General features: G+C 41.7%; 24 protein-coding genes. 17 read left to right on the top strand and 7 right to left on the bottom strand.

Annotation, left to right across the window (positions count from 1 at the left end; translation table 11 throughout):
- Positions 1-2 precede the first annotated feature (2 nt).
- The 13 genes from phnM to BLT18_RS12575 all read left to right on the top strand — a co-directional run bounded on the left by phnM (position 3) and on the right by BLT18_RS12575 (position 12524).
- Entirely contained in the window at positions 3-1184 is a 1182-nt protein-coding gene (gene phnM / locus BLT18_RS12640; RefSeq protein ID WP_091274660.1) for a phosphonate metabolism protein PhnM, read from the top strand.
- A 19-nt stretch (positions 1185-1203) separates the two neighbouring features.
- Positions 1204-1929: a phosphonate C-P lyase system protein PhnL gene (phnL, locus tag BLT18_RS12635; RefSeq protein WP_091274657.1), complete on the top strand. Its 726-nt coding sequence runs from the start codon at positions 1204-1206 to the stop codon at positions 1927-1929.
- Positions 1919-2737 (top strand): PHP domain-containing protein, encoded by an 819-nt coding sequence (locus tag BLT18_RS12630; protein ID WP_091274654.1) that lies wholly within the window; start codon positions 1919-1921, stop codon positions 2735-2737. Before phnL ends, BLT18_RS12630 begins: the two co-directional genes overlap by 11 nt.
- Positions 2738-2937: 200 nt before the next feature.
- Complete coding sequence (locus tag BLT18_RS12625) at positions 2938-3969, top strand: PhnD/SsuA/transferrin family substrate-binding protein (RefSeq protein WP_091274652.1); 1032 nt, start codon at positions 2938-2940, stop codon at positions 3967-3969.
- Positions 3970-4043: 74 nt separating this feature from the next.
- On the top strand, positions 4044-4808 hold the full coding sequence (phnC, locus tag BLT18_RS12620) for a phosphonate ABC transporter ATP-binding protein (protein WP_091274649.1): 765 nt from the start codon (positions 4044-4046) through the stop codon (positions 4806-4808).
- Positions 4809-4839: 31 nt separating this feature from the next.
- Positions 4840-5610 carry a phosphonate ABC transporter, permease protein PhnE gene (gene phnE, locus BLT18_RS12615; RefSeq protein WP_091274771.1) on the top strand — a complete coding sequence of 257 codons (771 nt, stop codon included), beginning with the start codon at positions 4840-4842 and terminating at the stop codon, positions 5608-5610.
- Positions 5610-6467, top strand: coding sequence for an ABC transporter permease subunit (locus BLT18_RS12610; protein WP_091274647.1), 858 nt, complete (start codon positions 5610-5612; stop codon positions 6465-6467). Before phnE ends, BLT18_RS12610 begins: the two co-directional genes overlap by 1 nt.
- Positions 6468-6881: 414 nt before the next feature.
- Complete coding sequence (locus tag BLT18_RS12605) at positions 6882-8504, top strand: DUF262 domain-containing protein (protein ID WP_091274644.1); 1623 nt, start codon at positions 6882-6884, stop codon at positions 8502-8504.
- A gap of 632 nt (positions 8505-9136) precedes the next feature.
- Positions 9137-9484, top strand: coding sequence for a helix-turn-helix domain-containing protein (locus tag BLT18_RS12600; protein WP_175487501.1), 348 nt, complete (start codon positions 9137-9139; stop codon positions 9482-9484).
- Positions 9485-9825: 341 nt separating this feature from the next.
- Positions 9826-10446 (top strand): NUDIX hydrolase, encoded by a 621-nt coding sequence (locus BLT18_RS12590; protein ID WP_091274638.1) that lies wholly within the window; start codon positions 9826-9828, stop codon positions 10444-10446.
- 539 nt (positions 10447-10985) lie between these two features.
- Positions 10986-11651, top strand: coding sequence for an NAD(P)H:quinone oxidoreductase (gene wrbA / locus BLT18_RS12585; RefSeq protein WP_091274636.1), 666 nt, complete (start codon positions 10986-10988; stop codon positions 11649-11651).
- Positions 11652-11865: 214 nt separating this feature from the next.
- A complete protein-coding gene (locus tag BLT18_RS12580) occupies positions 11866-12216 on the top strand; it encodes a PH domain-containing protein (protein ID WP_175487500.1) in 351 nt (116 codons plus the stop codon).
- 20 nt (positions 12217-12236) lie between these two features.
- Complete coding sequence (locus BLT18_RS12575) at positions 12237-12524, top strand: hypothetical protein (RefSeq protein ID WP_091274631.1); 288 nt, start codon at positions 12237-12239, stop codon at positions 12522-12524.
- A 49-nt stretch (positions 12525-12573) separates the two neighbouring features.
- Here the strand turns inward: BLT18_RS12575 and BLT18_RS12570 are convergent, their stop codons facing one another.
- Both BLT18_RS12570 and BLT18_RS12565 read right to left on the bottom strand, forming a co-directional pair.
- Positions 12574-13776 carry an MFS transporter gene (locus BLT18_RS12570; RefSeq protein WP_091274630.1) on the bottom strand — a complete coding sequence of 401 codons (1203 nt, stop codon included), beginning with the start codon at positions 13774-13776 and terminating at the stop codon, positions 12574-12576.
- Positions 13777-13788: 12 nt separating this feature from the next.
- Complete coding sequence (locus BLT18_RS12565) at positions 13789-14208, bottom strand: MarR family winged helix-turn-helix transcriptional regulator (protein WP_091274627.1); 420 nt, start codon at positions 14206-14208, stop codon at positions 13789-13791.
- A 276-nt stretch (positions 14209-14484) separates the two neighbouring features.
- Between BLT18_RS12565 and BLT18_RS12560 the strand changes: the two genes are divergently transcribed.
- Both BLT18_RS12560 and BLT18_RS12555 read left to right on the top strand, forming a co-directional pair.
- The gene (locus BLT18_RS12560; protein WP_091274626.1) at positions 14485-15285 is read left to right on the top strand and encodes an enoyl-CoA hydratase/isomerase family protein; all 801 of its coding nucleotides are present in this window, start codon (positions 14485-14487) and stop codon (positions 15283-15285) included.
- Positions 15286-15734: 449 nt separating this feature from the next.
- Complete coding sequence (locus BLT18_RS12555; protein WP_091274623.1) at positions 15735-16772, top strand: metal ABC transporter solute-binding protein, Zn/Mn family; 1038 nt, start codon at positions 15735-15737, stop codon at positions 16770-16772.
- Between the two features lie 152 nt (positions 16773-16924).
- On the opposite strand, the gene BLT18_RS12550 is transcribed toward BLT18_RS12555, so the two are convergent.
- Genes BLT18_RS12550 through BLT18_RS12535 form a run of 4 tightly spaced genes read right to left on the bottom strand, consistent with a single transcriptional unit; the run spans position 16925 to position 22424 of the window.
- Positions 16925-18976: a CocE/NonD family hydrolase gene (locus BLT18_RS12550; RefSeq protein WP_139184735.1), complete on the bottom strand. Its 2052-nt coding sequence runs from the start codon at positions 18974-18976 to the stop codon at positions 16925-16927.
- A gap of 19 nt (positions 18977-18995) precedes the next feature.
- Entirely contained in the window at positions 18996-19700 is a 705-nt protein-coding gene (locus tag BLT18_RS12545; protein ID WP_091274621.1) for a TetR/AcrR family transcriptional regulator, read from the bottom strand.
- Positions 19701-19721: 21 nt separating this feature from the next.
- Positions 19722-21242 carry a BCCT family transporter gene (locus BLT18_RS12540; RefSeq protein ID WP_091274619.1) on the bottom strand — a complete coding sequence of 507 codons (1521 nt, stop codon included), beginning with the start codon at positions 21240-21242 and terminating at the stop codon, positions 19722-19724.
- A gap of 33 nt (positions 21243-21275) precedes the next feature.
- Entirely contained in the window at positions 21276-22424 is a 1149-nt protein-coding gene (locus BLT18_RS12535; RefSeq protein ID WP_091274616.1) for a M24 family metallopeptidase, read from the bottom strand.
- Positions 22425-22775: 351 nt separating this feature from the next.
- Between BLT18_RS12535 and BLT18_RS12530 the strand changes: the two genes are divergently transcribed.
- Complete coding sequence (locus tag BLT18_RS12530; RefSeq protein WP_091274615.1) at positions 22776-24125, top strand: alkaline phosphatase; 1350 nt, start codon at positions 22776-22778, stop codon at positions 24123-24125.
- A 528-nt stretch (positions 24126-24653) separates the two neighbouring features.
- Here the strand turns inward: BLT18_RS12530 and BLT18_RS12520 are convergent.
- Positions 24654-25097 carry a DUF5392 family protein gene (locus BLT18_RS12520; protein ID WP_091274611.1) on the bottom strand — a complete coding sequence of 148 codons (444 nt, stop codon included), beginning with the start codon at positions 25095-25097 and terminating at the stop codon, positions 24654-24656.
- A gap of 375 nt (positions 25098-25472) precedes the next feature.
- Here BLT18_RS12520 and BLT18_RS12515 point away from each other — a divergent pair.
- The coding region (locus BLT18_RS12515; protein ID WP_281242360.1) for a 4-hydroxyphenylacetate 3-hydroxylase N-terminal domain-containing protein at positions 25473-25995 on the top strand (523 nt) is incomplete at its 3' end.

The raw sequence follows: 25995 nt of genomic DNA, 5'->3' as shown, positions 1-25995 counted from the left end.
CTGTGTATGTCATTCATAATGGGAGAGTTGTAACCGAAGAATCGATTCTAGAAAAACATGCGGTAGTTGTAGAGAAGGACATGATTCAAGCTGTTATTCCAGAGGAAGATATAAATAAATATCCGCATGCACAACACATTGACGCCAATGGAGGGTATATTTCCCCAGGATTTATTGATATTCATTCTGATTATATTGAAACGATTGCTTCGCCGCGGCCAACAAGTATGATGGATTTTCATATCAGTTTAAGAGAAGCGGAAAAGACATTGATTAATTGTGGGATAACAACTATGTTTCATTCGCTCTCGTTCTATCGTGAAGATGTTTTTACACAAAAACCGATGCGTCATCCTGAAAATGTGCAGCGCATGGTTGACGCAATTGAAGATACTCATCACCGTCTGCACCTCATTCGCCACCGCTTGCATGCGCGTTTTGAAATTGACAATGTGCACGAGACAGATCGTCTTATCCAAAACTTAGAAGATGATCGGATTCATTTATTATCATTTATGGACCATACACCAGGGCAAGGTCAGTATAGAGACCTCGAAGTGTATCGGAAAACGCTGAAAGGATACCGTCAGCTGTCGGATGATGATGTACAGACAATCATTGTGGAACAGCAGCAAAGTGAATGTTTAACAGCAGAGCAGATGAAGGAAATTGCTGATATTGCCATTGCTAAAGGAATTGCTGTCGCTTCTCATGACGACGATAACACCGATAAGGTTGAATTGGTATCATCGTTTAAAACGACCATCAGTGAGTTTCCTATAACGTTAGAGGTTGCTAAAAAAGCCAAAGAAATAGGGCTTCAAACGATTGTCGGCGCCCCGAATGTGCTGTTAGGCGGATCTCATTCCGGGAACCTTTCAGCAGCGGAGGCGATTGCTCATGGCTGTGCTGATATTTTGTGCAGTGATTATTACCCAGCAGCGCTATTGCATTCTGTTTTTGAACTAAGTGAGCAGCACGGGAACGACTTGCACCAGATGTTTATGATGGTGACATTGAATCCGGCCAAAGCGGTACGAATGGATGATGAGCTGGGATCCATTGCGCCAGGAAAAAAGGCCGATATACTGGTCATTGAGCGAATGGGGGACGGCTATCCTATGCTAACAAATACCATGGTGGATGGTTCTCTCGTTACGACGACAAATTACCGTACTTCGTAAGAGAAAGGGAGGTCTCAGAATGGCACTGTTAAAAATGAGCGATTTTGGCAAACGTTTTACCATTCATTATTTAGGTAAAACGATGCCCGCGGTAGAAGATATTAATTTTTCATTAGAAGCCGGCGAGTTTATCGGTATTGTCGGAAGAAGCGGCAGCGGAAAATCGACGATTCTCAAAAGCATCTATCGCACATATTTACCAGACACGGGGAGCATTCTCTATGATTCCGAGCGTTTCGGTTTAATTGACTTAGCACAGGCTGCAGAGAGAGAAGTGCTGTATTTGCGCAAATATGAAATTGGTTATGTGTCACAGTTTTTAAATGTTATGCCGCGGACAACAACGAGAGAATTAGTAGAAAAAGCGCTGCTTGAAATGGATGAGCCCCATGAAACTGCATGTCTTAAAGCAGAAAAAGCGTTAGAGCATTTTGAATTAGATCCCAAACTGTGGGATGCATATCCGAATACGTTTTCTGGAGGGGAGAAACTGCGCCTAAATATTGCAATGGCAACGGTTAAAAAGCCGCGTTTGCTGTTGCTTGATGAACCAACCGCAAGTTTGGACCAGCATTCCAAAGAAAAAGTGCGTGAGGTTATTCAAGCATTAAAAGCAAGCGGAACAACGCTGGTGGGGATTTTTCACGATATTGAATTTATGGAAGAATTATGCGACAGCGTGTTTTACATGCAGACGCAGGAATTAGCGAAAAAAGCTCAGGCTGGTGTCGGTTATGAAAGCTGATTTGCATGTTCATAGTCACTATTCGGATGGGGCAGAGTCAATGGAACAAGTTATTCGCCGCGCCAAACAGAATGGTGTATCCCAGCTGAGCTTTGTTGATCACGATACTCCGGCAGACGGTGAGGTTCTTTCATCTTTACACAAAAGATACGGCATCGAGATTATTCCAGGGATTGAAATGTCTGCGTATGATTTTAAACGAGATCGTAAAGTCCATGTGCTTGGCTATAACTATCACGTGGAGGCAAAACATATTAAAGAGGTTTGTGAGCCGGTTCGTGCACGCAGGCACGCCCATTCTCTCTGGCAAATCGAACAGATTCAGTCAGCCGGTTATGAGCTGGATAAAACAGCGGTTATAGAATCGGCAAAGCCAAGCGCTGCTATTTATAAACAGCATATTATGAAGCAGATTACACAAGCTGATTACACATCACCAGAATATAAGCGGTTGTATCAATCATTGTTTAAAGGCGGTGGTGCAGCGGCGGGAGATATAGAATATATGGATGCGTTTGATGCTGTTAAAGCCATTGCTGCAGATGGCGGGATTGCTGTTGTCGCACATCCTGGACAGCTCAATTCTTATGACATTATTCCGGAATTAGTCGACGCAGGATTAAAAGGTGTGGAGTGCTGCCACCCCGACCATACGCGAGAAGACCGCCAAAAAGTCAAAGCACTGGCTAGTAATTATCACTTAATTATGACGGGAGGAACAGATTTTCATGGTTCCTTTGGAGAAGCAGTGGACGTAGGGAGTGTGTGGAGTCCATATTCTTTTCCAGTGTATATGAATCAGGAGTAAAGCTTCTATTACTTTTGTTTATTGTTAGTAAACAGTCTTAAGAAAAGTAAAAATAATGTAAATTGTCGTGACTTTTTTATCGTTTCTGGTTCAATAGAATCAGGTAATAAAATGACGGGAAGGAGGAGAGGTTTAATATCGGAATGCTAGTCATCTGATGAAAGTCTAATAAGAGAGGTTAATAGGAGAGGAGAAACAGAATGAGAAAAATTACTTTATCATTATTGGCGGCAGCATGTACGGCATTTTTAGCTGCGTGTTCGGCAGGCAGTACGGCTGACGGAAATTCAGATGGCGTCATCGACGTGGTTTGGTATCCCAATGAATCCGGAGAAGACTTAAAATCCTCACGTGAAGCAATTGGAAATGCTATTGAAGAAGCAACGGGAAAAGATGTGGAGCATCACTTAACAACGGACTATGCGATTGCGATTGAAACATTAGTCAATGAAAACGCGGATATGGCTTATCTAGGAGCGCAAGGGTATGTAGAAGCCAACGCCCAAAATGATGCCATTCAGCCAATGGTTGTGCCAAGCGGTTCATCGGGAACATTAGATGACGCGATGTATCACAGCTGGCTGGCTGTCAATCAAGAGGATCAAAAGAATTACCAAGCCGACGGCGAATTCTCACTTGATGCGATTGCTGATACATCGTTTTCTTTTGTATCGACTAGTTCAACTTCTGGATTTAAGGTTCCATCATCTACCATTATTGAACACTTCACTGAAAAAGATGAATATGCTGATTTAACAGAGGAAGATTTGATGGAGAGCGGACCGCTGTTTTCTCAAGTGCTGTTTGGAAATTCCCATCAAGGATCTGCAGTAAACTTGTTAAATGACAGTGCTGAGGTGGCTGCCTTTTGTGACACATGTGTAGACAACTACGTAGAGGTAGCTGAAGGAGAAGAAAATACGGCCGGCTCGACGTATAGAGTCAAGGATGATGCCGCGGAACCATTTAATACAGTGACAGGCAGTGAATTTGTACTTATGAGTGTTACTCCTGTGCTGAACGCTCCGATTGTTGCGAACACGAATACAATGACAGAGGAAGAATTCAATGCGGTTCATGACATGTTTACATCTGATGAAGTCGCCAATAATGAAAACATTTTTGTGCCTGAAGACTCGGAGGAGTCAGCTCTCTTTACAAAGTCTGATCAAGAACGTTTTGTGTCGGTAGAAGATTCATGGTTTGATCCTATTCGTGAACTTTCCGAATAAGAGGAAAAAGAGTATGCACGTTCCATTGTGCATACTCTCCTGCCAAACTATATGTATAAAGGAGAGTAAATGCCATGTCACTGTTGCAAGTGAAAAGACTTGGAAAATCATATGATTTAGAAACAAAAGTATTGAAAGATATCAGCTTTGATGTAGAGGCTGGCGAGTTTGTTTCCATTATCGGTCCGTCCGGCGCTGGGAAATCAACGCTTTTGCGTAGTATTAATAGAATGGTGGAAATTAACGAAGGACATGTCATTTTTGATAACAATGATGTAGGAAGCCTGAAGAAAAAAGAGCTGCGTCAGTTGAGAACGGATATCGGTATGATTTTTCAGCACTATAACCTTGTTCCGCGTTTGTCTGTCATTGAGAACGTACTGCATGGCCGTTTTGGATATAAAACAACGATTCAAGGCATACTCGGCAGGTTTACTGAAGACGAAAAAGAACGTGCATTTTATCTCTTGGACAAGCTTGGCATTGGCGAACACGCATACAAGCGCTGCGATCAATTAAGCGGCGGGCAGCAGCAGCGTGTGGGAATTGCTCGGGCACTGATTCAAGATCCGAAGCTGGTGCTTTGTGATGAACCAATTGCTTCTCTTGACCCAAATACGTCCAAAATTATCATGGATCACTTACAATCAATTGTTTCCGAATTAAATATTACGTGTATCGTAAATTTGCATCAAGTTGAAGTGGCTCAGACGTATTCAGATAGAATTATTGGTTTAAAAGCCGGTGAAATTGTTTTTGATGGTCCAACGCCATGGCTTACTGATGATCGCATTCATCACATTTATGGAACAGAGACACGAGAGCTCATTACAGGATAAGGAGTAATTGAATGTGAAACGTGAAAAAGAAATGAAAAGAAAGCGATGGCAAACGACGATACTGTTAGCTGTGATTATTGTGGTAACTTACGTGTCAATCGCCATAACAGAATTTAATGTGCTAACGGGCATAACAGCAATTCCTCAAGCAATAGGATGGATGTTTTCTCATCTGTTGATTACGCAAGAGTCGCTTGCGAAGCTGCCGTCTATTTTAGAGAAATTAAATGAAACAATTTTTATGTCGATTGCGGCTACAACAACGGCAGCTGCGGTGTCTATTTTTCTAGGGTTAATGGGATCGAAAACAACGAGAGTCAGTAACGTGTTAAGTGTGCTGGCGCGTTTCATTGCTTCCTTTTCCAGAAATATACCTGTAGTGGCATGGGCATTGATTTTGCTGCTTTCATTTGGACAAAACTCGATGACAGGGTACTTGGCACTATTTGTAGGAACGGTAGGTTTTTTAACGAGAGCGTTTATTGAGTCCATCGATGAAGTAAGCGGGAGCGCGGTTGAAGCACTAACCGCGACTGGAGCCACTTATTTTCAGATTGTGAACAAAGCAGTGATTCCCCAAAGTTTGCCGCAAATGATTAGCTGGATTTTATTTATGATAGAAACCAATATTCGAAGCGCTACATTAGTTGGGATTTTAACAGGCACAGGAATTGGGTATATTTTCGACTTATACTACAAAACAATGGATTACAATACGGTAGCACTCGTGACCTTTACTATTGTTATCACCGTCATTGCTATAGAGATGGCATCGAATTATATACGGAAGGTGATTTTATAATGGAAGCTGCATCACAATCCACATACATAAAGCGAAAACGAGACGGCCGGATTCGTATTAAGTCAGGAAATAAAGCAGAACGTGTGATGCAAGGAACAATTCTTTCGTTTATCATATTGACAGCCATCGCATTTATTATTTTTGATTATTCGGGGCTTCATCTAATAAGTGCGGTGCAAGAGACGATGTACAACCTGTACGTAATGTTTCTACAGCCTGGGCTCAGCCATTTTGGCTGGGGTGAAGCATTGTTTCAAGTTAGCATGACACTGGGCTTGGCAGTTTTATCTACAGTGTTTGGTGCGGTGATAGCTCTGTTCTTAGCGTTAATGGCGGCAACGAACTTGTCTAATAAAGGCTTAACGAAAACGGTTCGCATTATTGTTGCTTTCATTCGTGCAGTGCCGACCGTACTATGGGTATTAATTTTTGCGATTGCTGCCGGACTGGGAAGTGAGGCAGCCGTTCTTGGTATGTTGTTTCACTCGGTTGCTTACTTGGTAAAAGCTTTTTCGGAAGCGTTTGAAGAAGTGGACCCAGGGATCATTGAAGCATTGCGGGCCACTGGGTCGAGCTGGTGGCATATTGTTACACATGCGGTCATTCCTTCTACATTTACGTATTTATTGTCCTGGACATTTTTGCGGTTTGAAATTAACTTTACGGTAGCGGTTGCTATGGGAGCTGCAGCCGGTGCCGGTGGTATTGGATTTGAGTTGTTTATGGCATCTGGATTTTATTTTGACCTTCGTGAAGTAGGGTTTATCACTTATGCCATCTTAGTAGTAGCTATTTTGCTAGAAATCATCTCCACTCAACTGAAAAACCGCCTTTTTCCAGCTGCAGCGACACAATAAATAAGACAGTTTTCAAGGGAGAACTGCCCGGGAAATATATGATGTGGAAATGAGGAAAGAATAAATCACTGAAACAAGGGACGGTATCAAAAGCCACTAATTAGATAACTCTATGGGAAGATAAAGCTGGTTCGCAGTATACTCTTGGAAATGACCTTTTGGCTGTTCATGAAAAATCGCCTGCTTTCGTTCATGTAGTGTTTGGGTACCTTCATTATACGAAAAGCGGCGATTTTTTTGTGTTTACGATGAACGATTTACATACTGGTAGTTTTTCACTCTAGTGCTTCTTGTATTTTAACACTGCAGCTGAGGTGTTATCCTAATATATAATCAAACTTTCTGTCTTAATAAAAGAATAAAGCACCATTTTAGGTTTGAATGTGTAAGCTGTAAACAGAATAGGGGGATAACATGCAAACGGTAACATCCAGCTTGCGAAATGAGAGTTACTCGTATCAGCAGATTATAAATGATATTGACAGCGGCTATATTAAATTGCCTTTGTTTCAGCGCGAGTATGTATGGACAGTGAATGAAGCAGCAAGTTTGCTAGATTCGATTATCAAAGGATACCCCATTGGCGGATTTGTATTTTGGGAAACAGAGGATTATTTAGGGTCCATCCGCAATATTGGCGGCATCGATTTACCGGCTGATAACAAGGGGAAGACGAACTATGTATTAGATGGACAGCAGCGTATCACGAGTTTTTATGCGAGTTTAAAAGGAGAAAAGGTGAAAAAAGGCAGTCAGATTCAAGATTTTTCCCAGCTTTATATTGATTTTACCGCCGATGCAGAAACCGAAGATATTGTTGTCACGGATGTAGAAGGTTTAGGTGAGTATGAATATATTTCTATAAGAGGGTTAATGGACAGCAATGCGAATGCGCAGTTTCTGCGTTCTTGCCCGGATGATGTGTTTCAAAAGTTAAATACGTACAAAGAAAAAATCATGCAGTATCCATTTTCTATCATTATTATTTCCCATGTCCCTCTCTACACAGCTACGGATGTATTTACGCGTATCAATAACTCGGGAAAATCGCTTAGCATTGAAGAAATTATGCGTGCTAGAACATATAATGCCGAGCGGAATTTTGATTTATTTGAGCAATTTGATAAAGTATCTGCACGTTTGGATGCGGTCGGGTATGGAACGGTAAAGCTGCGGACTATTCTTCAGTTAACGGCTGTTATTTTGAAAGAAAACAGCTTAGGACGCACGATTTTATCACTGGAACGAGATGCTTTTATTGATGCTTGGTATGAAGCTGTTGATGCACTGGAGCTTGCTATTGATTATTTGAAGCGTAAAAATAACGTTCGAGTATCTAATCTCCTTCCGACTTCTGCCATATTAATTGCATATGCGTATTTCTTTTATCTTCACCATGAGCCAAAGCCAACAGAAACACAAAGCAAGTATTTAGAGGATTTCTTTTGGAGAGTATCACTGACTGGCAGGTACTCGAGTGCATCGGCTGCAAAAATCAGTCAAGATGTAAAGCGCATCAGAGAAATTTATGAGGACAAGCAGCCAAATTATAAAGAATATGAGCCGCTTGGTGAGTTAACCGTGGAGGAGATGATTGCAAAGGGCCGCTTTAATGCTAACCGAGGGTTTGTCAAAGCTATTCTTTGCCTGTATAGTTCGTTTCAGCCGCGTGCGTTTGATGACAATTCACTTGTAACATTAGATAATGACTGGTTAAAAATCGCGACAAGCAAAAACTATCATCATTTTTTCCCGAAAAGCTTTATGAAAGGCAAAGTCGATGAATCGCGCTATGATAATGTGTTTAACATTACATTAGTCGATGACTTTTTAAATAAATCCCGGATTGGCCGTCAAGCTCCCGCTGATTATATGACGAAATTCAAAAGAGAAAATAGTCAATTAGAAAAAACGATGACCTCCCATTTAATTGACCTTCACCATGACGGCATTTTTGAAAACGATTTTGAAACGTTTATCCAGAACCGTACGGAATGTGTGATAAAAGAAATACAAAAACGAATTATAGAGGCGTAGTTAACTCTAGGCTGTTTAAAAAATTTTCAGAGCTGAAATACATGTCGTCTGCCTGGGGAAACGTTTCAGCCTATTGGAGGAACATCACCTCCGATAAACATTCACCTGCTGCTTTTCTTGCAGAAGTTTATATGTATTTCAGCGGATGTTCATTAAAAATAAAGCTAACTCAGCTTATCAGTTAAATCCATTTTTAATATAAACAACAGCCAGACGCCTTGTTTTTCTGCAAGGCGTCTGCGTTTTTTTATATCAATGAAAGTGAAAGGTTGTTCGCAATGGAATGTAGTGGCGCTTGTTTGTCTGATGGTGTTATATCAAAAGGCGTGCCGATAATCGTTCGTCTAACTGGTATAGTAATGCAGGAAATTCGATACGGTGCACATTGATAAGTAAGTTGCAATAATAAAACAGCAAGGCCCTTCACATTCCGCTGTTACGTACAGCGCACTAATGTTTCCATCGGAAAATAGGGGGATAATCGAAGCGGCTGGGTGGTTGAAAGAAAAAATGTTGTTACAAATTTCTGTTTTGCGGGAATACGACATATAGAAAATAAGACACAATTCTACAAAAAGTTCGACAATATGTGATAGTATAGAATATATTTATTCAGTAAAGGAGTGATTCTTTTGACTGCTATTAGTACTAGTTTGAAAGAATTACGGGAACAGCACGGATTAACGTCGGAAGAATTAGCGAAAGATGTGAATTTTACGAAAAGTATTATATGGAGCTATGAATTAGGCAAAAAAGAACCAAGTATTAGTCATCTTATGAAATTGGCGGATTATTTTCAAGTGAGTATAGACTATTTAGTCCGTAAAGAAGAAACCGACAAATCAATCGATTTAGACAATTCACACACTCTGGAATATTATCAGCTGCGGGTAGATGAAAAGGAATTAAACCAAGAAGAATTGGTTGATCTGATTGCATTTATTAAAGCAAAACGAGTGGTGAAACAAGAACAGCACTAAAGCACATAAGAAGTCGAAGCTGTGTTATTTACATATCTGCTGTTTGTAATGAGAAGCAGCGGGACGGATGCAAGCATTATAGAGCAGATGGGCAGCAAGCTGCTTTTCTTCGTATTATTTAAGGGCAAAGTGAATATCGTTAAAGAAAGCGCCATCCCGGGACGAGCACCCGGGATTTTTTCTAGCAAGGCAGTTCAGCGGTTTTAAGTCCCTGTGGTAAAATCATCAATAAATGTCCAAAAAATTGTAATAAAAGTGTAGCAGGATATGGGGCCAATAAGCACGAAAGTGAAGTAGACTAAAATTAAAACATATGTACTAGTTAGAAAAGGAGGACGACAGTGCCTGTTATACCAAAGCCAGCTTCAACGGTGATGTTGTTAAATGATAAAGGGGAAGTATATTTGACGAAAAGGCCTGCCACCATGAAAGTGTTAGCAGGGTTTTATGTGTTTCCGGGTGGGTCGGTGGAAAAGGGGGATTCCTTTATGGAAGACACCTATATGATGTTTTCTAATCATACCATTGATCGAACCTTTTATATAGCAGCAGCAAGAGAGCTGTTTGAAGAAACAGGTGTATTATTATGTCGTCATCAAAATAATGGCGTGCTGCCGTTGTCAGCTGAAAAGAAAACAACATACCGCCGCCAGCTGCTAGAAAAGCACATCACGTTTTTGCAGCTATTGCAGCAGGAGAATTTATATTTAGACTGCCGCCAGCTTATGTATGTGGGGCAGCGTATTACACCACCTTATCGTCCTTATCGTTTTGATACGCGTTATTTTATAGCGAAACTCCCTGTAAAAGAAAAGCCTGATCCGCTCGAACAAGAAGTGGCAGACGCCTGCTGGCTGACACCAGAGGAAGCTATCTCTTTGGAAAGAAGGGGATCGATTCCAGTGGCTTCTCCTACGATTTCCTATTTAAAAAAATTAAAAGCATATCAACAGAGCAGCTGATAAATGCAGAAAGAACTTTCACCACCTTCGTCGATGACGAAGGTTTTTTATGCAAAGCAGGAAGTAAGGATGCATATTTGGCGGTTTCACTGTCTAGCACAAGCATCTGCCCGCTTAGGCACGCACGACGTGGGATTCGTTCAGGTTGCCGCAGATTGTAGCGACTTTCTCTGAACGGTTCTCTGTTTTTCCTTTTGTCTCTGAGGCACAGGCAGCTCTGCGCATGTTTAAAATTGTCACCTGCATGCCTTATATCTGTACTCTGCAGAACTTGCCGCTTGTGAGCAAAGCGTTTGTTTTTTACAGGTAAAATGAAGTGTTTTATTTTCTCGTATTTGTGGAAAAGAAAAAAAGAATGACAAAAGTGAAGTCTATTGTTTGTCATAATTAAATAAATAAGTTAAACTAACTTACGAAAAGTAATTTAACAGCAAAAGGAGGAATTCTCATTTTAATCAGCTGTGTATGAGTAAATGAAGCATTATGCATACTACAATACGTAGCAGCAGACAATAAAACATACAATAGGTGGGAGTCCAATGGGATTATTGGATAAATTATTTGGAGATAAAAAGGAGACGAAAAAAATGGAAAATGTAAAACTAGCCGTTATTTATTACAGCTCAACAGGAACGAATTACCAAATGGCTCAATGGGCTGAAGAAGGAGCGACAGAAGCGGGAGCAGAAACAAAACTGTTGAAGGTGCCAGAAATCGCCCCGCAAGCAGCAATTGACTCCAACCCAGCTTGGAAAGAACATTTGGAAGCAACAAAAAATGTGCCGGAAGTATCCTTGGATGACTTGGAATGGGCAGATGCGATTATCTTCAGCATGCCGACTCGTTTTGGTAACTTGCCGGCCCAAATGAAACAGTTCTTGGATACAACAGGCGGCCTTTGGTTTGAAGGCAAGTTGGCTAATAAAGTGGTAAGCGGTATGGCTTCTGCCAATAATCCACATGGAGGACAAGAAGCAACAGTGAAAAACTTGTATACCACGATGATGCACTGGGGTGCTATTGTTGCAGCACCAGGTTATACAGACGAAGTAGCCTTCACATCAGGCGGTAACCCATATGGTACCAGTGTTACAGTAGACCAAGATGGTAACATGGTAGAAAATAATATTGATAAAGCTGTAAAACATCAGGCAAAACGTACAGCAACGATTGCTTCTTGGGTAAAACAAGGATTGCAGCAATAACATTGATAAAGAAGGGGCTGTCTTCAAAAGGTTGTTCATCATAACCTTTTAGACGGCCCTTTTTTATCGTTCTATACCCTTTGCCGGTTGGATGACTCTTTCAGCTCGTTTGCTGTGGGCAGCCGCGTTTTCGTTCTAAAGAAATCCATGTTAAAGTGAAAGGAAGCCAATACATAAACAGAAGGGCTCACAAATGCATGAAAGGAGAGAGGGCATGGGGTTCTTTAAAAGAGCAGGCAATAGGAAAAAGCACGCGGAAGAAGCGGAACAATTTCTCTTTGAAGGAGAGAAGCTGCAGTCAACATACGGATTGCTTGTTGACTTTGTTGCGTTCACTTCTCACCGGATTTTGTTTGTCGACAAGTCTGTGCTTTCTAAGTCCAAATCAGTTGTTGTCAGCATACCATACGGTAAGATTGAAGAAATTGCGATTGAAAAAACGGGTTTCTTTTCTGTTTCCAATAACATTGAAATAACAACGAAAAAAGAGACGCATTCTTTAACCTTCTTAAAAGACACGAATGTAATGGAAGTATACCGAGATTTAGCGAAACGTATTTGTTAGCTGTAGGAGGAAAACCAGTCATGACACCAACAACGATGATGAAATGGATTACCGGTTCGCTTGAGTTGTTTCTAGGCATCCCGATTCTTGGCGGCTCTATTATAATAGGGCTGTCATGGTCTCCGCTGTTTGTGATGCTGATTTTGCACATTATTACACTGATACTTGCAAGCCGTTCGGTAGCTAACCGGCACGGTTCAATCCTGGGCATTGTCACATCTTGTTTGGCCTGGATTCCATTTGTCGGCTGGGCGATGCATGTAGTGACCGGGATTATCCTAATGATTGATGCAGCAAAAAATAAATGAAAAACGATCCGTTTTGTTGATCAACAAAACGGATCGTTTTTTTGCATGTCTATGATGCGGTTTCAGCTGCATAGCGTTGATGAAATGTTTTATCTTTTCTGCCATGAATCCAAAAGTAACAGATGGCGCCAAACAATATAATAATGACGGTTGTCAGATATAAACCGCGGTAGCCTGTAAACGGAACAAGCAGTCCTAGCAGAAATGGACCGATACCTAAGCCGAAGTCCAGAAACACGTAATACGTAGAAATGGCCAGACTCATACGCTCAGACGACGTTCTTTTAATAGCAATGGTCTGCGTGATGGGTTGGAAATTACCATACCCTAATCCGATACAAAAGGCTGCCAGAAGCATCATCCAACTGTACTGTGCTTGGCTTAATAAAAGCATGCCTCCAGCAAAAAACACGAGAGAGGGATAGATAATGATGTTCGCACCCTTTTTATCCGTAAGACGTCCTGAAAAGGGACGTGTACTTAGAACAGTAATCGAGTACACAAGGTAGAAGAAGGTAGCAGCTGTTACAAGGTTAATGGCTTCTGCGTACACCGTTAATAACGACAATACACTTGAGTAAGCTAATCCAACGACCATCGCCACAAGAGCAATAGGCAGCGACCCTTTTTCAAAGTAGTTCGATAAAGAAAATGGCTGCTGCGCGGTGTCTTTCGTATTAACAGCCGGCTGTACATCTCGCGTTTGGATAGAGATGACAAGGCTGATAACACCTAACAGCAATGACAAGAGAAAAACGGCATTGTAGTGGACATACTGTGTTAAAAGGATAGCCACTAATGGACCAACTGCTGTTGGAAGCACCATGCTCAGTGTAAAAAAGCTTATGCCTTCCCCTTTGCGGCTTGCAGGAACCATTTGTGCTACCATCGTGGAAGCAGCAGTGGTTGCTAAACCGACACCAATGCCGTGAATGACTCGAACAGCAATTAAAGCAGGCAGGCTGATCGCCGCAAAGTAGAGAAGGGTTGTGACAATATAAAGAACAAGACCGAACATTAATATTTTTTTATTGCCGGTTTTTGTAATAGCCCGCCCAGCAAATAACCGGCCGCATAATACCCCAATAATAAAAATGCTGGCGCTAAGCCCAGCAATACTCGAAGATGCTTGAAATGTTTCGGTTGCATAAGGGGCCATCGTCACCAATAAGAGAAACACCGCAAACATCATGAAAAAATTAACGACAGATGTAATGATAAAGTCTTTTGTCCATAGTTGCTCCTTTTCCATACTCTACTCTCCTCATTGTAATAAGTTCTCCCGCACTTTCATTAAAATACGGCTGGCTATCAGCTGCTCATCTTCACTGATGCCTTGAAGTGCTTCTTTTTGGAATTCTTCAATCGTCAGCAGCACATCTTCACAAACACTCTCTCCTGCTTTTGTCAGTTGTATCTTTTTTTCGCGTTTATCCTTGCCGGGCGTGGTTTCAATGTAGTCGAGTTCTTTTAAACGTTGAATCATCCGAGTGACAGTTGGTTTTTCTACATTTTGATACTCAGCGATGTCACCAATCGTATGAGGCCCTTCATTTAAAAGAAGGTGCAAAATCGCCCATTGTGAACTGTATAAGTTATGTCTGGATAAGTAGATGTTTAATTTTTTAATAAAAGGCCGGTACATTTTTCGGTATTGATAAAAAAATTGCTGGTGTGGTTTCATGTAGCTGCTCCTTGTACAAAAAGTTAGTTAGGGTACCTAACTATTAATAATATAATATAAAATGCAGTCATTGTCTAGCTGATAACATGGGAAAGCTAGCTGCTCCACAGACGGAAAGAGAGGGCAATAAGCAGGAAATGGGCAATTGACAGTTGTTCTGGGCAAGGATATAATTTTTATAGTGTAAAAATTCAGAAAAATATTAAACTGAAAATGTGCACTTAATTAATGTATCTGGTATGAAAGGATGACATTTTAAGTAATGGGGGAATGGATATGGCAGGTAATCATCATGCGGCAGCAAGTAATAAAGTACAAGTTACTATCGAAGAAGGACTTGCAATCGTTACAATAAACAATCCGCCGGTTAATTCACTGACTCAAGAAGTGATGAATGAGTTTCATAGAGCAATCGATCTGCTTGCAAAAAATGAACATATACAAGCAGTGATTATAACTGGTGCAGGTGAAAAAGCGTTTGTAGCAGGTGCTGATATTAAACAGTTTTTGTCATTGGATGAACAAGACGGCAGGCAGTTGTCTTTAGATGGGCAGTTAGTTTTTGAAAAAATGGAACAGCTGCCCGTTCCTGTCATTTGTGCGGTAAATGGGGCTGCTTTAGGTGGCGGCTTTGAGTTAGCGCTGGCTTGTGATATTCGTATTGCTGCGGAAAATGCAAAACTGGGACTTCCGGAAGTAGGACTCGGTCTTATTCCTGGCTATGGCGGCACGCAGCGGCTCACTCGCTTAATTGGATTAGGAAAAGCAAAAGAGATTATTTTTACGGGGAAACCGCTCTCTGCTCAAGAAGCGCACCAAATTGGTCTCGTTGAAAAAGCCGTGCCTGAAAAAAACGCATTAGAAGCTGCTAAAGATATGGCGGCTCACATGATGAAAAACAGCCCGCAAGCTATCAGCAAAGCAAAAATGGCACTGCATAAAGCGTTGGAGACACATTTGCAAGATGGTTTAGAAATAGAAGCCCATTTGTTTGGAAAAGCGATGGCAACAAAAGACTGCAAAGAAGGAGCGGCAGCCTTTCTTGAAAAACGTCCCCCGCATTTTCAACGACATTAATGTTATGCAGTGACATGAAGCTGCCTCTTGTTTTTGTCCCGCTGCGGCGGGATTTTTTACTGTCGGAACATATAATGTTGTGAAACGCCATTTTGCTGCGGCAAGTCGCATTTCCTTTATAGAGCAAGACAAGAAAGGATAAACATTCAAACTTTTCAATCAGCCCCAGCGTCTGAACATTCAGTAATACACGATGCCGCTTGGGACAGCATTTGCCAAGACTTCAGTGACTGCTAAAACGCGTTTGCCAGTGCAGCGGACATTCCTTCACGTTAGACGTTAGTACGTTGTTTTTCTGTATCTTTTGGCAGCGTTAAGACGTTCTATAGAAACAGCTCAACACATAGTATACATTAAACAAAACAGAATAGTTATTATTTACAAATCGTAATCATTACGGTATAATCCCTTTAAATCGTAAAAATTACGATTTAAAGGAGGTACATACAGTGATAAAAAAATGCTGGCTGATGGCCGTGGTGCTTTTATGTGCGGTGACAGCAATTGGCTGTGCAGCTGAAGAATCTGTTGAAGAAGCAGGGGGCGAAGAAGTAAATAATGGGGAGGATGCACCGCTGCACATTTATACAACATTATTTGTCTGGGAAGACTTCACAAAGAAAATCGGAGGCGATGAGGTTCAAGTGCAAAATATTGTACCAGCAGGAGGAGACCCGCACACATTTGAACCAACCGCACAAACGATGATTGATATTGCTGAGGCGGATGCGTTTATTTTTAATGGCGGAGGAATGGAAGGTTTTGCAGAACAAATCAATGCTGCTGTCCAAGAAGAAGGTGTAACATCTGTTGAAGTAACCAAAGGCATGGAGCTGCGGCAGTTGAATGATGATCATGCTCACAGTCATGGACACAATGACCATGCGCACGAGCATGGTGAAGCAGATCCGCACGTTTGGTTAGATCCGATATTAGCGATGGAAGCAGTCGATTATATTAAAGAAGCATTAATAGAGATGAGACCTGAAAAAGAAGACGTTTTTCACGAGAATGCTAAAATGCTGCAACGAGAGTTACAAGAGGTAGATGAGCGGTTTTCTGACATAGCTGCGTCATCAGAAAGCAACCAATTTGTCGTATCTCACGCAGCCTATGGATATTGGGAAGACCGGTACGGCTTAGAACAGATTGGGATAACTGGTCTGTCACCATCTGATGAGCCATCGCAAAAAGAATTACAAGCAATTATTGATATGATTGAAGAACAAGAGGTTGAATATGTCATGTTTGAAAGAAACATTTCGTCTAAAGTTACCGAAGTTGTTCAAGATGAATCTGGTACACAAGCATTACACTTGCACAACCTAGAATCTGTCAGTGAAGAAGAGCGAGAGGCAGGGAAAGATTATCTGCAAATAATGGAAGAAAATATAAAAAATCTTCAGCAAGCACTAAGCTATGAAGGGAATCATGAAAACAATCATGATCATCAGTATGATGAACACGAGCATGACCATCATAATTAACAAACACTGTCATATAAACATTGGTGACAGATTACTATTTTAAAAAAGAACATTCATACTCCGGTAGTAAAAACACCCCAAAGCATATAGACAGCAGCTTTGGGGTGTATCTTTTTATAAGATTAGAAAGTAAAGAAGCGGACTTGTGTTTTTTATTGAAAGTCTCGTGGAATATCGGTTTCCCATGTTTTTTGAAATATTTCTTGTCCGTTTTCATAAGCAGTTATTTGGTTTGTTAAATAAAAATTGTGTTCGTCACTTGTCATTTTGCTGTATGTTCTAAGTTCAATCTCCCAGTCACTGCGTCCAAGTGTCAATGTCCATTCGGATTCCGTTTGAGCAGAAAGCGGATTGTTTTTTGTAATGCTGAAGGTGTTTTTATTCTGGCTGCCGTGGCGAATGCCATTGTGCACTAAACGACGCTCGCCTTCATCGGAAAAGTCTTCGAGTTTCCATGTATCATGGATAGTGTCATGGATGACACGACGTGTTCGGTTTTCTTTTCGAAGAATTTCTTTTTCAATTATTTGAGCGGTTTCAGGGATATCAAAGTTTCCCCAGGATTGATCATCTGTTTGCGGCGTTCGGACAGGAAGTTCCATATAGGTATCCGTACCGCTGTAAAGCGTGAGTGTCACTGGCTTTGGTGAAGGCCAGGCTTGCGGGAAGTAGGTTGGTGACACAGCAACTTCCAGCTGGTGTCCTTTTGGAATCTTTTGACCGAGTGCGTCAAGTTTTATGGCTGTTTGATATTTTTTGCCTGGTTCAAGTGGTTGTGGAAACTCGTGGGATTCCAAATGGTTCAAGTTCAGCATTCCCCAGCTGATTAAAGTGGATTCACCAGTCGGCGCTTTATCGTTTAGCCGTACAGCAATCAACGCATTTTCTTGATTCGAAGAAAATGAGGCATGAAAAATAGGTTGTCCGAGCAGTTCCGTGTCTTCTTCAAATGGCTGTGACGTAAACACAACTGATTTTTCATTTTCATAACGCTGATCTGACGGCAAATCACCTGGCTGGCCAAATGGACAGAACACTCCAGCATAAAAGCCGTGTTCCTGCATGCCAGTGATGGTAATATCATGTTCATCAGGAGCCTTTTGTGTTAATGCATCAGAAGTGACATACAGCGGTGTGCCAGTAACATTTTCAGACGGCCATGTATCATCGGCTACCCACTTGCCAGGGCGTTCTTCATACGTGGTTTGCGGCCGTTCACTTTCCTGAATCCATGAAATCAGCTTGGGCTCGTCCATGATTCCAGTGTCTTTCCCTTTTAACCAATGGTCCCACCAGCGCAGACATTCTTGTAAAAACCCGATAGCAGGATCAGGTGTAGCCACTTCTGGGTATTCATGTGCCCAAGGACCAACAAGGCCTTTGCTTTCATTTGGCAAATGTTCAAGCATACGGAATACAGCGTTAGTATAGCCATCCTGCCAGCCGCTGACTGCAAACACCGGGATCGTAACAGCAGAATAATCTTCGTTGACAGAGCCGTGTTTCCAGTAACTGTCTCTGCGTTGGTGGCGCATCCACTCTTCCACAAAAGGAGGTGCGTTTTCAAGACGCTCCAGCCAGTTCTCTTTCCAGCTTTCCCCAACGATATCTGGATCTTGAGGCCTGGCGTTGTAGGCAAACATCGTAGAGGACCACCAGACCATATCAGAGGCGAGAATATTACCGCCGCGGTAATGAACATCATCGGCAAAGCGGTCATCGGTCGAACAAAGGGTGATAATTGTTTTTAGAGCTGGATGGTTTCTAGCTGCTACTTGTAACGAATTAAAACCACCCCATGATTTTCCAATCATGCCAACACCACCGGTAAACCATGGCTGCTTTTGGATCCAATTTAAAACCTCTAGAGCATCGTCATGCTCTTGCTTTAAATACTCATCTTTCAAATAGCCATCGGAATTACCGGAGCCGCGTATATCTACACGAATAGAAGCATAACCATGGCCGGCAAAATAAGGGTGGCGGATGGAGTCGCGAATCGCAGTGAAGTCGCTTTTCCGGTAAGGGATATATTCTAAAATCGCAGGTACCGGATGCTCATCCGCGTCTTCAGGCAGCCAAATGTCGGCTGCAAGTCTCGCACCATCAGACATTGGAATCCATATGTCTTTTATTTCATTTACTTTCCGCGGGAATTCGGTAATAGTTCTTCGTTGTTTAGAGTCTTTAATATTAAATACCAATCAGCTCATCCTTTCGTTATCATGTTTTGATTGTCGGCTGGAAAACAATGTGATGTTGTTGAGATGACGGCACCACTTTAATCACACTCTCATACACGTACGCTAATGTTTTTTCAATCGCTTCATCAGTCGTATAGTCTCTGCGCCGGTTCATAAAAGAACTCATCATGCCTTTCCATATAAATAAGGTGATGTCAGCAATATATTCCACATCTTTTTCTGCTAAAAGGCCTTCCTGTACGGCATTTTCAATATACAACGCACTTCTTTTAGCAAAGGAGTGTTCCATCACAAACGATTTTATCTGTTCTGGCAGCCCGATTAATTCTTCCGGATATATTTTATAGTAATGCTCTAAAAATTCCTCCGGTGACCCACCGAGACTATCAATGAAAAGGACCGAGTAAACCTGGGGCTGGCGAAAGGAGTGCTTGCAAAAACACTCCCAGGAATACAACCATTTTTCTAACGTGTTTGTCCCTTTTTCCAAGTAAACAGGCAATTCTTCAATATACGGTTTAGTAAAACGCATGCTTGCAAAAAACTTCAAATGAGATAAATCCTTGAAGTAATTGTAGGCAGTCGAGCTGGTGAATCCAGCTTTGTCAGCAATTTTACGAATGGTCACTCTTTCCATGCCTTCGTTTTCAATTACTTCCGTCGCGGCGTTAAGAAAATATCCCCACATTCGCTTCCGTTGTATTTCTTTTCTGCCAGCTTTCATGACAACACTTCCTTTTTACGCTTATTTCTTCACATAATGATGGTATGGTTCATCTTGTTTCAGCCATCTTAAAAGAGAGATGGCTAACAGCACGTACATAATTAAAATCGGTACGGAGACAAGGACAGAAGATGTTTGCACAACACCAAGACCGCCGACGATGGTAAGACTAATTGCCAGTGCTGATAAGAGGATACCCCAAAGCAGGCGGTGCCAGCGAGCTGGCTCTGCATCCTTTTTCATCTCCGCAGAGGCAATGCTAGCAATAACATAACTTGCAGAGTCCAGTGACGTGGCCAAAAACACAAATCCTAAGATGACAAAGAAGCTGGACACGATGACAGATAAAGGCAGGGAATCAAGCACAGCTACGATGACTGCTTGTTCACTTTCACCCGTTAAAATGCCAGTCAAGTCTACTTGATTGGTTAGTTCTAAGTTCATGGCATATCCGCCGAACACACCAAAATATAACCAGCTTCCAAGAGTTCCCCACATCAGTACGTGAAAGACAAGTTCTCGGATGCTTCGTCCTTTGGAAATACGTGCTACAAAAATCCCGATAAAAGGAGCTGTGGCTGCAAACCAAGCCCAGTAGAACACAGTCCAAGCTTGCGGGAATCCACCTTCTGAAATAGGATCGGTGTATAAACTCATCCGCATAAAATTATCAAGCATTAAGCCTAAGCTGTCTGTGAAATAGGAAAGCAGAAACAGCGTAGGACCGACAATGATAACAAATAACGCAAGGCCAAGTGCCATGTAAACGTTCCAGTCACTTAATTTCCGTATTCCTTTGTACAAGCCAAAATAAGCACTAGAGCTAAAAATAAACGTCCATATAATAATAATCACAATGTCTAACAAAAGAGTTGGCTCCACACCTAAAAGATTGCTTAGTACAGCAGAAACCATTGGAACTCCAAGGCCCAGCGACGTCCCTAATCCTCCAATTAAGCTCCAAATGACTAAAATATCAATGATTTTGCCAAGTAAACCGTCTGCATATTTGCCGAGCGCTCCGCTGCAGGCAGTACTAATTTTTAATGATGAATCTTTTCGAACATAAAAACTGTATGCCATAACAACAGCCGGCAGTGCATACAATGCCCAGGCAGAAATGCCCCAATGAAAGAGCCCGTAACTAATGGCAAATTCAGCAGACTCTGTGGAACTGCCTTCGATGCCAAAAGGAGGTCCTGTATAATAGTACAACGGTTCCACAATCGACCAGAACATAATACTTGTGCCCATACTAGCACAAAAGAGCATGCCGCCCCAGCTGAACTTAGAGAAATCCGGCGTATCTTCTGGGTCTCCCAGTTTGACACGTCCATATCGTCCAATCATGAGCCAGATTAAAATAATAAATAAACCAATTGTCAAAAATTCAAAAGCCCAGTCCAGCCGAAATGTAATAGCGGTCATGGCCCCTTCAATGACAGGGCCGGCCGTATCGCGGAAAATCACTAATAACACGGTTGCTAGTACAATAAAAATCAATGACGGCCAAAAAATAGATTTGTCTAATTTTGCATTCATAACTTGTTATTACCCCCAAAGATGTAAAAAGAATTATAATATCATGTCTTCTAACGAGCGTGGATACTGTGTCACGCTTTCGAAACCGTTATTTGTCACAATCACGGTATCGGAATGACGAAATCCACCAACTCCAGGCACGTAAATTCCTGGTTCAATGGTATATACCATTCCTTCTTCCAGCTGCAATTCATTATCAAAACGTAAGTAGGGCTCTTCGTGTTCAGTTAATCCCAAACCATGTCCTGTTCGGTGTTGAACGTGCTCACCATACCCATGTTTTTCAAATACATGATAAGCGGCCAAATCAATGTCTTTTGCACAGACACCAGGCTTTACCACCTGCATGGCTTGAGCTTGTGCTTCAATAGCCAATTCCAGGCAATATTTCTGTTCATTTGATGGACGGCCGATGAGAAAGGTTCGTTCATTTTCCGCGCGGTAATGATTGACCCATACTTGGCGGCTGTGCACGACAACGTCGTTTTTCTCCAGTTTCCTTGTGCTCGAGGCAAGATGCGGCATAAAGCTTCGCGTGATGCCTGAGCATGTCCAGTCTGCAAAGCCAATGAGCTGATCTGGAAACTGCTGCGATGCTGCTTCTAACAGTTTTTTGTCTCCAAACGAATCCAGCTCAAGTTCACTGATGCCTGGCTGCACATGATGCAAAGAAGATTCCAGCGCAAGGTCAGACAGCACACCGGCTTGTTTAATCCAGTGAATTTCTTCTTGGTCTTTTTTCATGCGCATTTCCATCAAATCGGGCCCCATATCTTTCACAATGAAATTTCGTTCATGCAGCATACAGTACAGTGCTGCAGGGAGGGTATCTACTTCGACACCGATAGTCGACGAGGCTGGTTGACGGTCCAGCAGGTGTTCAAGCGGCCGATGAAATTGAGTATCTTTTCCTCGGTGACAAGCAATTTCATGATAGACATACAATTCATCAGTCCGGGCAGACTGGCTGGCATGATCTTTTTCTAATTCCGGAAGGATGAATTGTAAGCTATTCAAATAAACGAGACAGATGATTGGCCGTGAATAGGATATGGCCCGAAAGCCGCTTACATAATATTGGTTATCTGGCTCAACAAGAAGAGCCATATCGATTTCCTTGTCTCTCATACGTTTGCGGAAGCCATCCAGGCGCCTTTTTAATGTTTCATCTGTGATGCCCATGCAAAATTCCCCTTTTATGAATTTGTTCTTTTTATGAACATGTTCATATTAACAGAAAAGTAGATATTGTCAACTTCGTCTTCAAGGAGAAAACAAACGAAAAATAGAGATGTTTCGTTCTTGTTATCTGTATAAGAGAATGATTAAGGCGTGTGAAGATACGTAAAGTGATATAAATGATGAAAGAATTTGAAGCTGTATTCATAGAAAGGTCTGCCTATTGTGAAATGATATGGCATTGGCAGAATAGAACAGAGCCTAAATTAATCAAATCTTCATATCTAGTTAAAATTTAGTTAATAATTTTCATGTATCTTGTGGAGGTGAACTAAATGAAGGGAGTTGGATAGAATGAAAACATATCTTAAGAGTGCAGCAGTTATCGGGCTTAGTACAGCTTTCATATTTTCGGCTGCAGCAGTGGATAGTAAAAAAGGCGAGCCCGGTCCTCCTGATCATGCAAATGGCAAAGGGCCAGGCCCGAATACAGAAGAAGTAGAAAATATTATCTTTATGATTCCAGACGGGTTCTCAGCAAGCTATGCTACAAACTATCGAATTTATAAGGAAGGGGAAGAACCAGTCTGGGATGACATGCTGACAGGCATGATTAAGACAGATTCAGCAAATAATTATGTCACTGATTCCGCAGCAGCGGGCACCGCTATGGCTACAGGTGAAAAAACGAACAATGACATGATCAGCATGACCCCTGGCGGTGAACCACTCGAGAGCATTCTTCAAAAAGCAGGTGATGAAGGCAAGGCGACAGGACTGGTGGCCACTTCTACTATCACGCACGCCACACCAGCTGTATTTGGCGCAAGTGTAGAAGCGCGTGACAATGAAACAGCGATAGCACCGCAGCTGTTAAATAATGTTGACGTACTTCTTGGCGGCGGACGTGATAACTTTTTGCCGGAAAATCAAGGGGGAAATCAGAAAAATGATAATCTCATAGAAAAAGCTGAACAGGATGGATTTGAATACATAAAAACAAAAGAAGAGCTTGAAAAAGCAGAGTCGGAAAAGCTGCTCGGTTTGTTTGCAGAAGACGCAATGGCACCGGATATGGAACGGCCGAAGGAGCAGCCTAGTCTTGCTGATATGACAGAAGGAGCTATTGATAACTTGGAGCAAGATGACGATGGATTTTTCCTTATGGTAGAAGGCAGTCAGATTGACTGGGCAGGGCATGCGCATGATGCTGCATGGGCAATGAGTGAAACAGAAGCATTCGAAAAGGCTGTAAAAGAAGCAGTTGAATTCGCAGAAGAAGACGGAGAAACTCTTGTTGTAATTGCAGGGGATCATGAAACAGGCGGCATGAGTGTAGGAGGAAATGATGAATACAAAGCCAATCCGGAAATTCTCCGTAATGTAACTGCTACTGGAGATACAATGGCAGAAGCATTAAATAATGACCGCAGTAATGCAGCGGACGTGTTAAAAGAATATGCAGGTATTTCACCAAGTGAGGAAGAAATAGCACGTATTCAAGCAGCGGAGGATCCGGCATTTGCCATGAATACTATTGTAAGTGAACATGCTTATGTAGGCTGGACAACGGATGCTCACACTGGCACTGATGTACAGCTTTATGCCTATGGTCCTTCCTCTGACTTGTTTCATGGTTTACTAGATAACACAGATTTGCCAAAAAAAATGGCAGAAGCTATGGATATTGAATGGGAAAAATAAATATTTGCTCTATTGAGACTGGGGCAAATCTAAGGTAAGTGATTCAAAAGCCAAACAATAAGGGATGAACGTATAGGTTAAGTGTCGTCAACATACGGAGATTTCAACGGAAACGGCACGAGCTGACGATTCACTTGGTAAAGAGGCCGAATCAGCTGGGGTCGTGCTTATGGAACGCGAAGAGTGTTGACGGAGCAATGATAGAAATGACCGTTATAAACAAACAATCTGAGCTGATTTTCGTGAGACACTCGTATTGTTCTACAGCTCTTATGCTTTTGCCCCAGCCTATGCAGTTTCCAAGTGTTTTGGCATCAGAGACTGCACAATTGATGACATCAACTCTTACCATGGGTTGATCAAAACCAGGACGGAAATAAAACTGGTTAATCACCATCTCAGTAAAACCCCCAAGAAACTTGTTTGTTTCTTGGGGGTTTTTGCATATAGACGAGAAGGTGGGGAAAGAACAGAAAAATAAGGGAAGATGATTCTCTTGTAAATGACTGCAGCGATTTTGTTTTTTGTTTACTGATGCATCATTTCTTGCAGACGTCTTTCATGTTCAAGAAATTCATAAAAAGTCTGGTAACATTTTGCTGGATCGCTGACGACTTTTTTCAAGTACTGTTCTTTGGCTTCGTGAGATAACACATAACTGTTTTTAATACGGTGATGAACATATTCAACACTTTGTTTCTGAATGTTTTTGCTTTGATGAATTGATTCTTTAAATAGTGCCATACCAACCGCACCAAGCAATGCTAATCCACCGAATAAAAGGGCGGTATCGGCGGTTAATGACGTGCCGGCAAGGAGAAAGAACAAGTTCCACAGCGAAAATGTAACAAGCGGCATGGCAATAAATCCGTAAACCATGCTTTTTTTCACTAATGGAGCAAGCCGCTCCTGCATTTTGTCGAACTCTTCTTTCACATGGACCGGAGCATTTTTTAAAAAGCTGGGGTTCATGTATCATCTCTCCTTCTTTATTTGTCTGCAGGGAAATAAGAAAAGAAAGCTTGTTGCATATATTTTTCCAGTCGCTATTTATTATAAAATTGACTTTATAGTCACAAAGTTGACTAATTGGTCACATGTTTATTTTAAATGGCATGAAAACGAATTTCAAATATGTGAGACGGAGTCGCAGTGACAGTTTTGTGGCTTTTTTACGTATGTTTGAAAGGAAGAAGCATATTGAAAAGACAACCACAAAAACTGAAACAATGTATCGGAATATTAACCTCATTTTGCAGTTTCAATTAGTGGTGTAAAATTACATAATAAAATTATCAATTGAAAGCGCTTTAAAACTAGTAGCTGCAAGTTTAAGGAGGATGCTGTATGATTGAACAAAAAACGAAACGACCTTTAACAGGGAAAGAATACTTAGAAAGTTTAAAAGATAATAGAGAGGTATGGATTAATGGAGAACGAGTGAAAGATGTTACAACACATCCAGCGTTTCGAAACGCCGCCCGCTCGATTGCAAGACAATATGATGCCCTTCACGATGAAAAAACAAAAGATATCTTAACAAAACCGACCGATACAGGAAATGGCGGCTATACGCAAAAATTCTTCCAATATGCTGAATCCGCCCAGGACCTGCTCGAATCAAGAGATGCGATTGCGGAATGGGCAAAGATTACGTACGGGCAAATGGGCAGATCTCCGGATTACAAAGCATCGTTCTTAGCAACACTTGGTGCTGACCCGGATTACTATGCACCATATTCTGATAATGCACGCTATTGGTACAAAGAAGCCCAAGAGAAAAACTGGTTCTTTAACCATGCGATTATTAACCCTCCAGTAGACCGCAACAAACCAATGGAAGCTGTCAATGACGTATTCGTCCGCGCAG

It is taken from the genome of Alteribacillus persepolensis, assembly GCF_900099605.1.
GTDB classification, from domain to species: Bacteria; Bacillota; Bacilli; order Bacillales; family Marinococcaceae; genus Alteribacillus; species Alteribacillus persepolensis.
The sequence above is the reverse complement of the archived record's forward strand: the minus strand, read 5'-3'. Positions and strand labels throughout refer to the sequence as shown.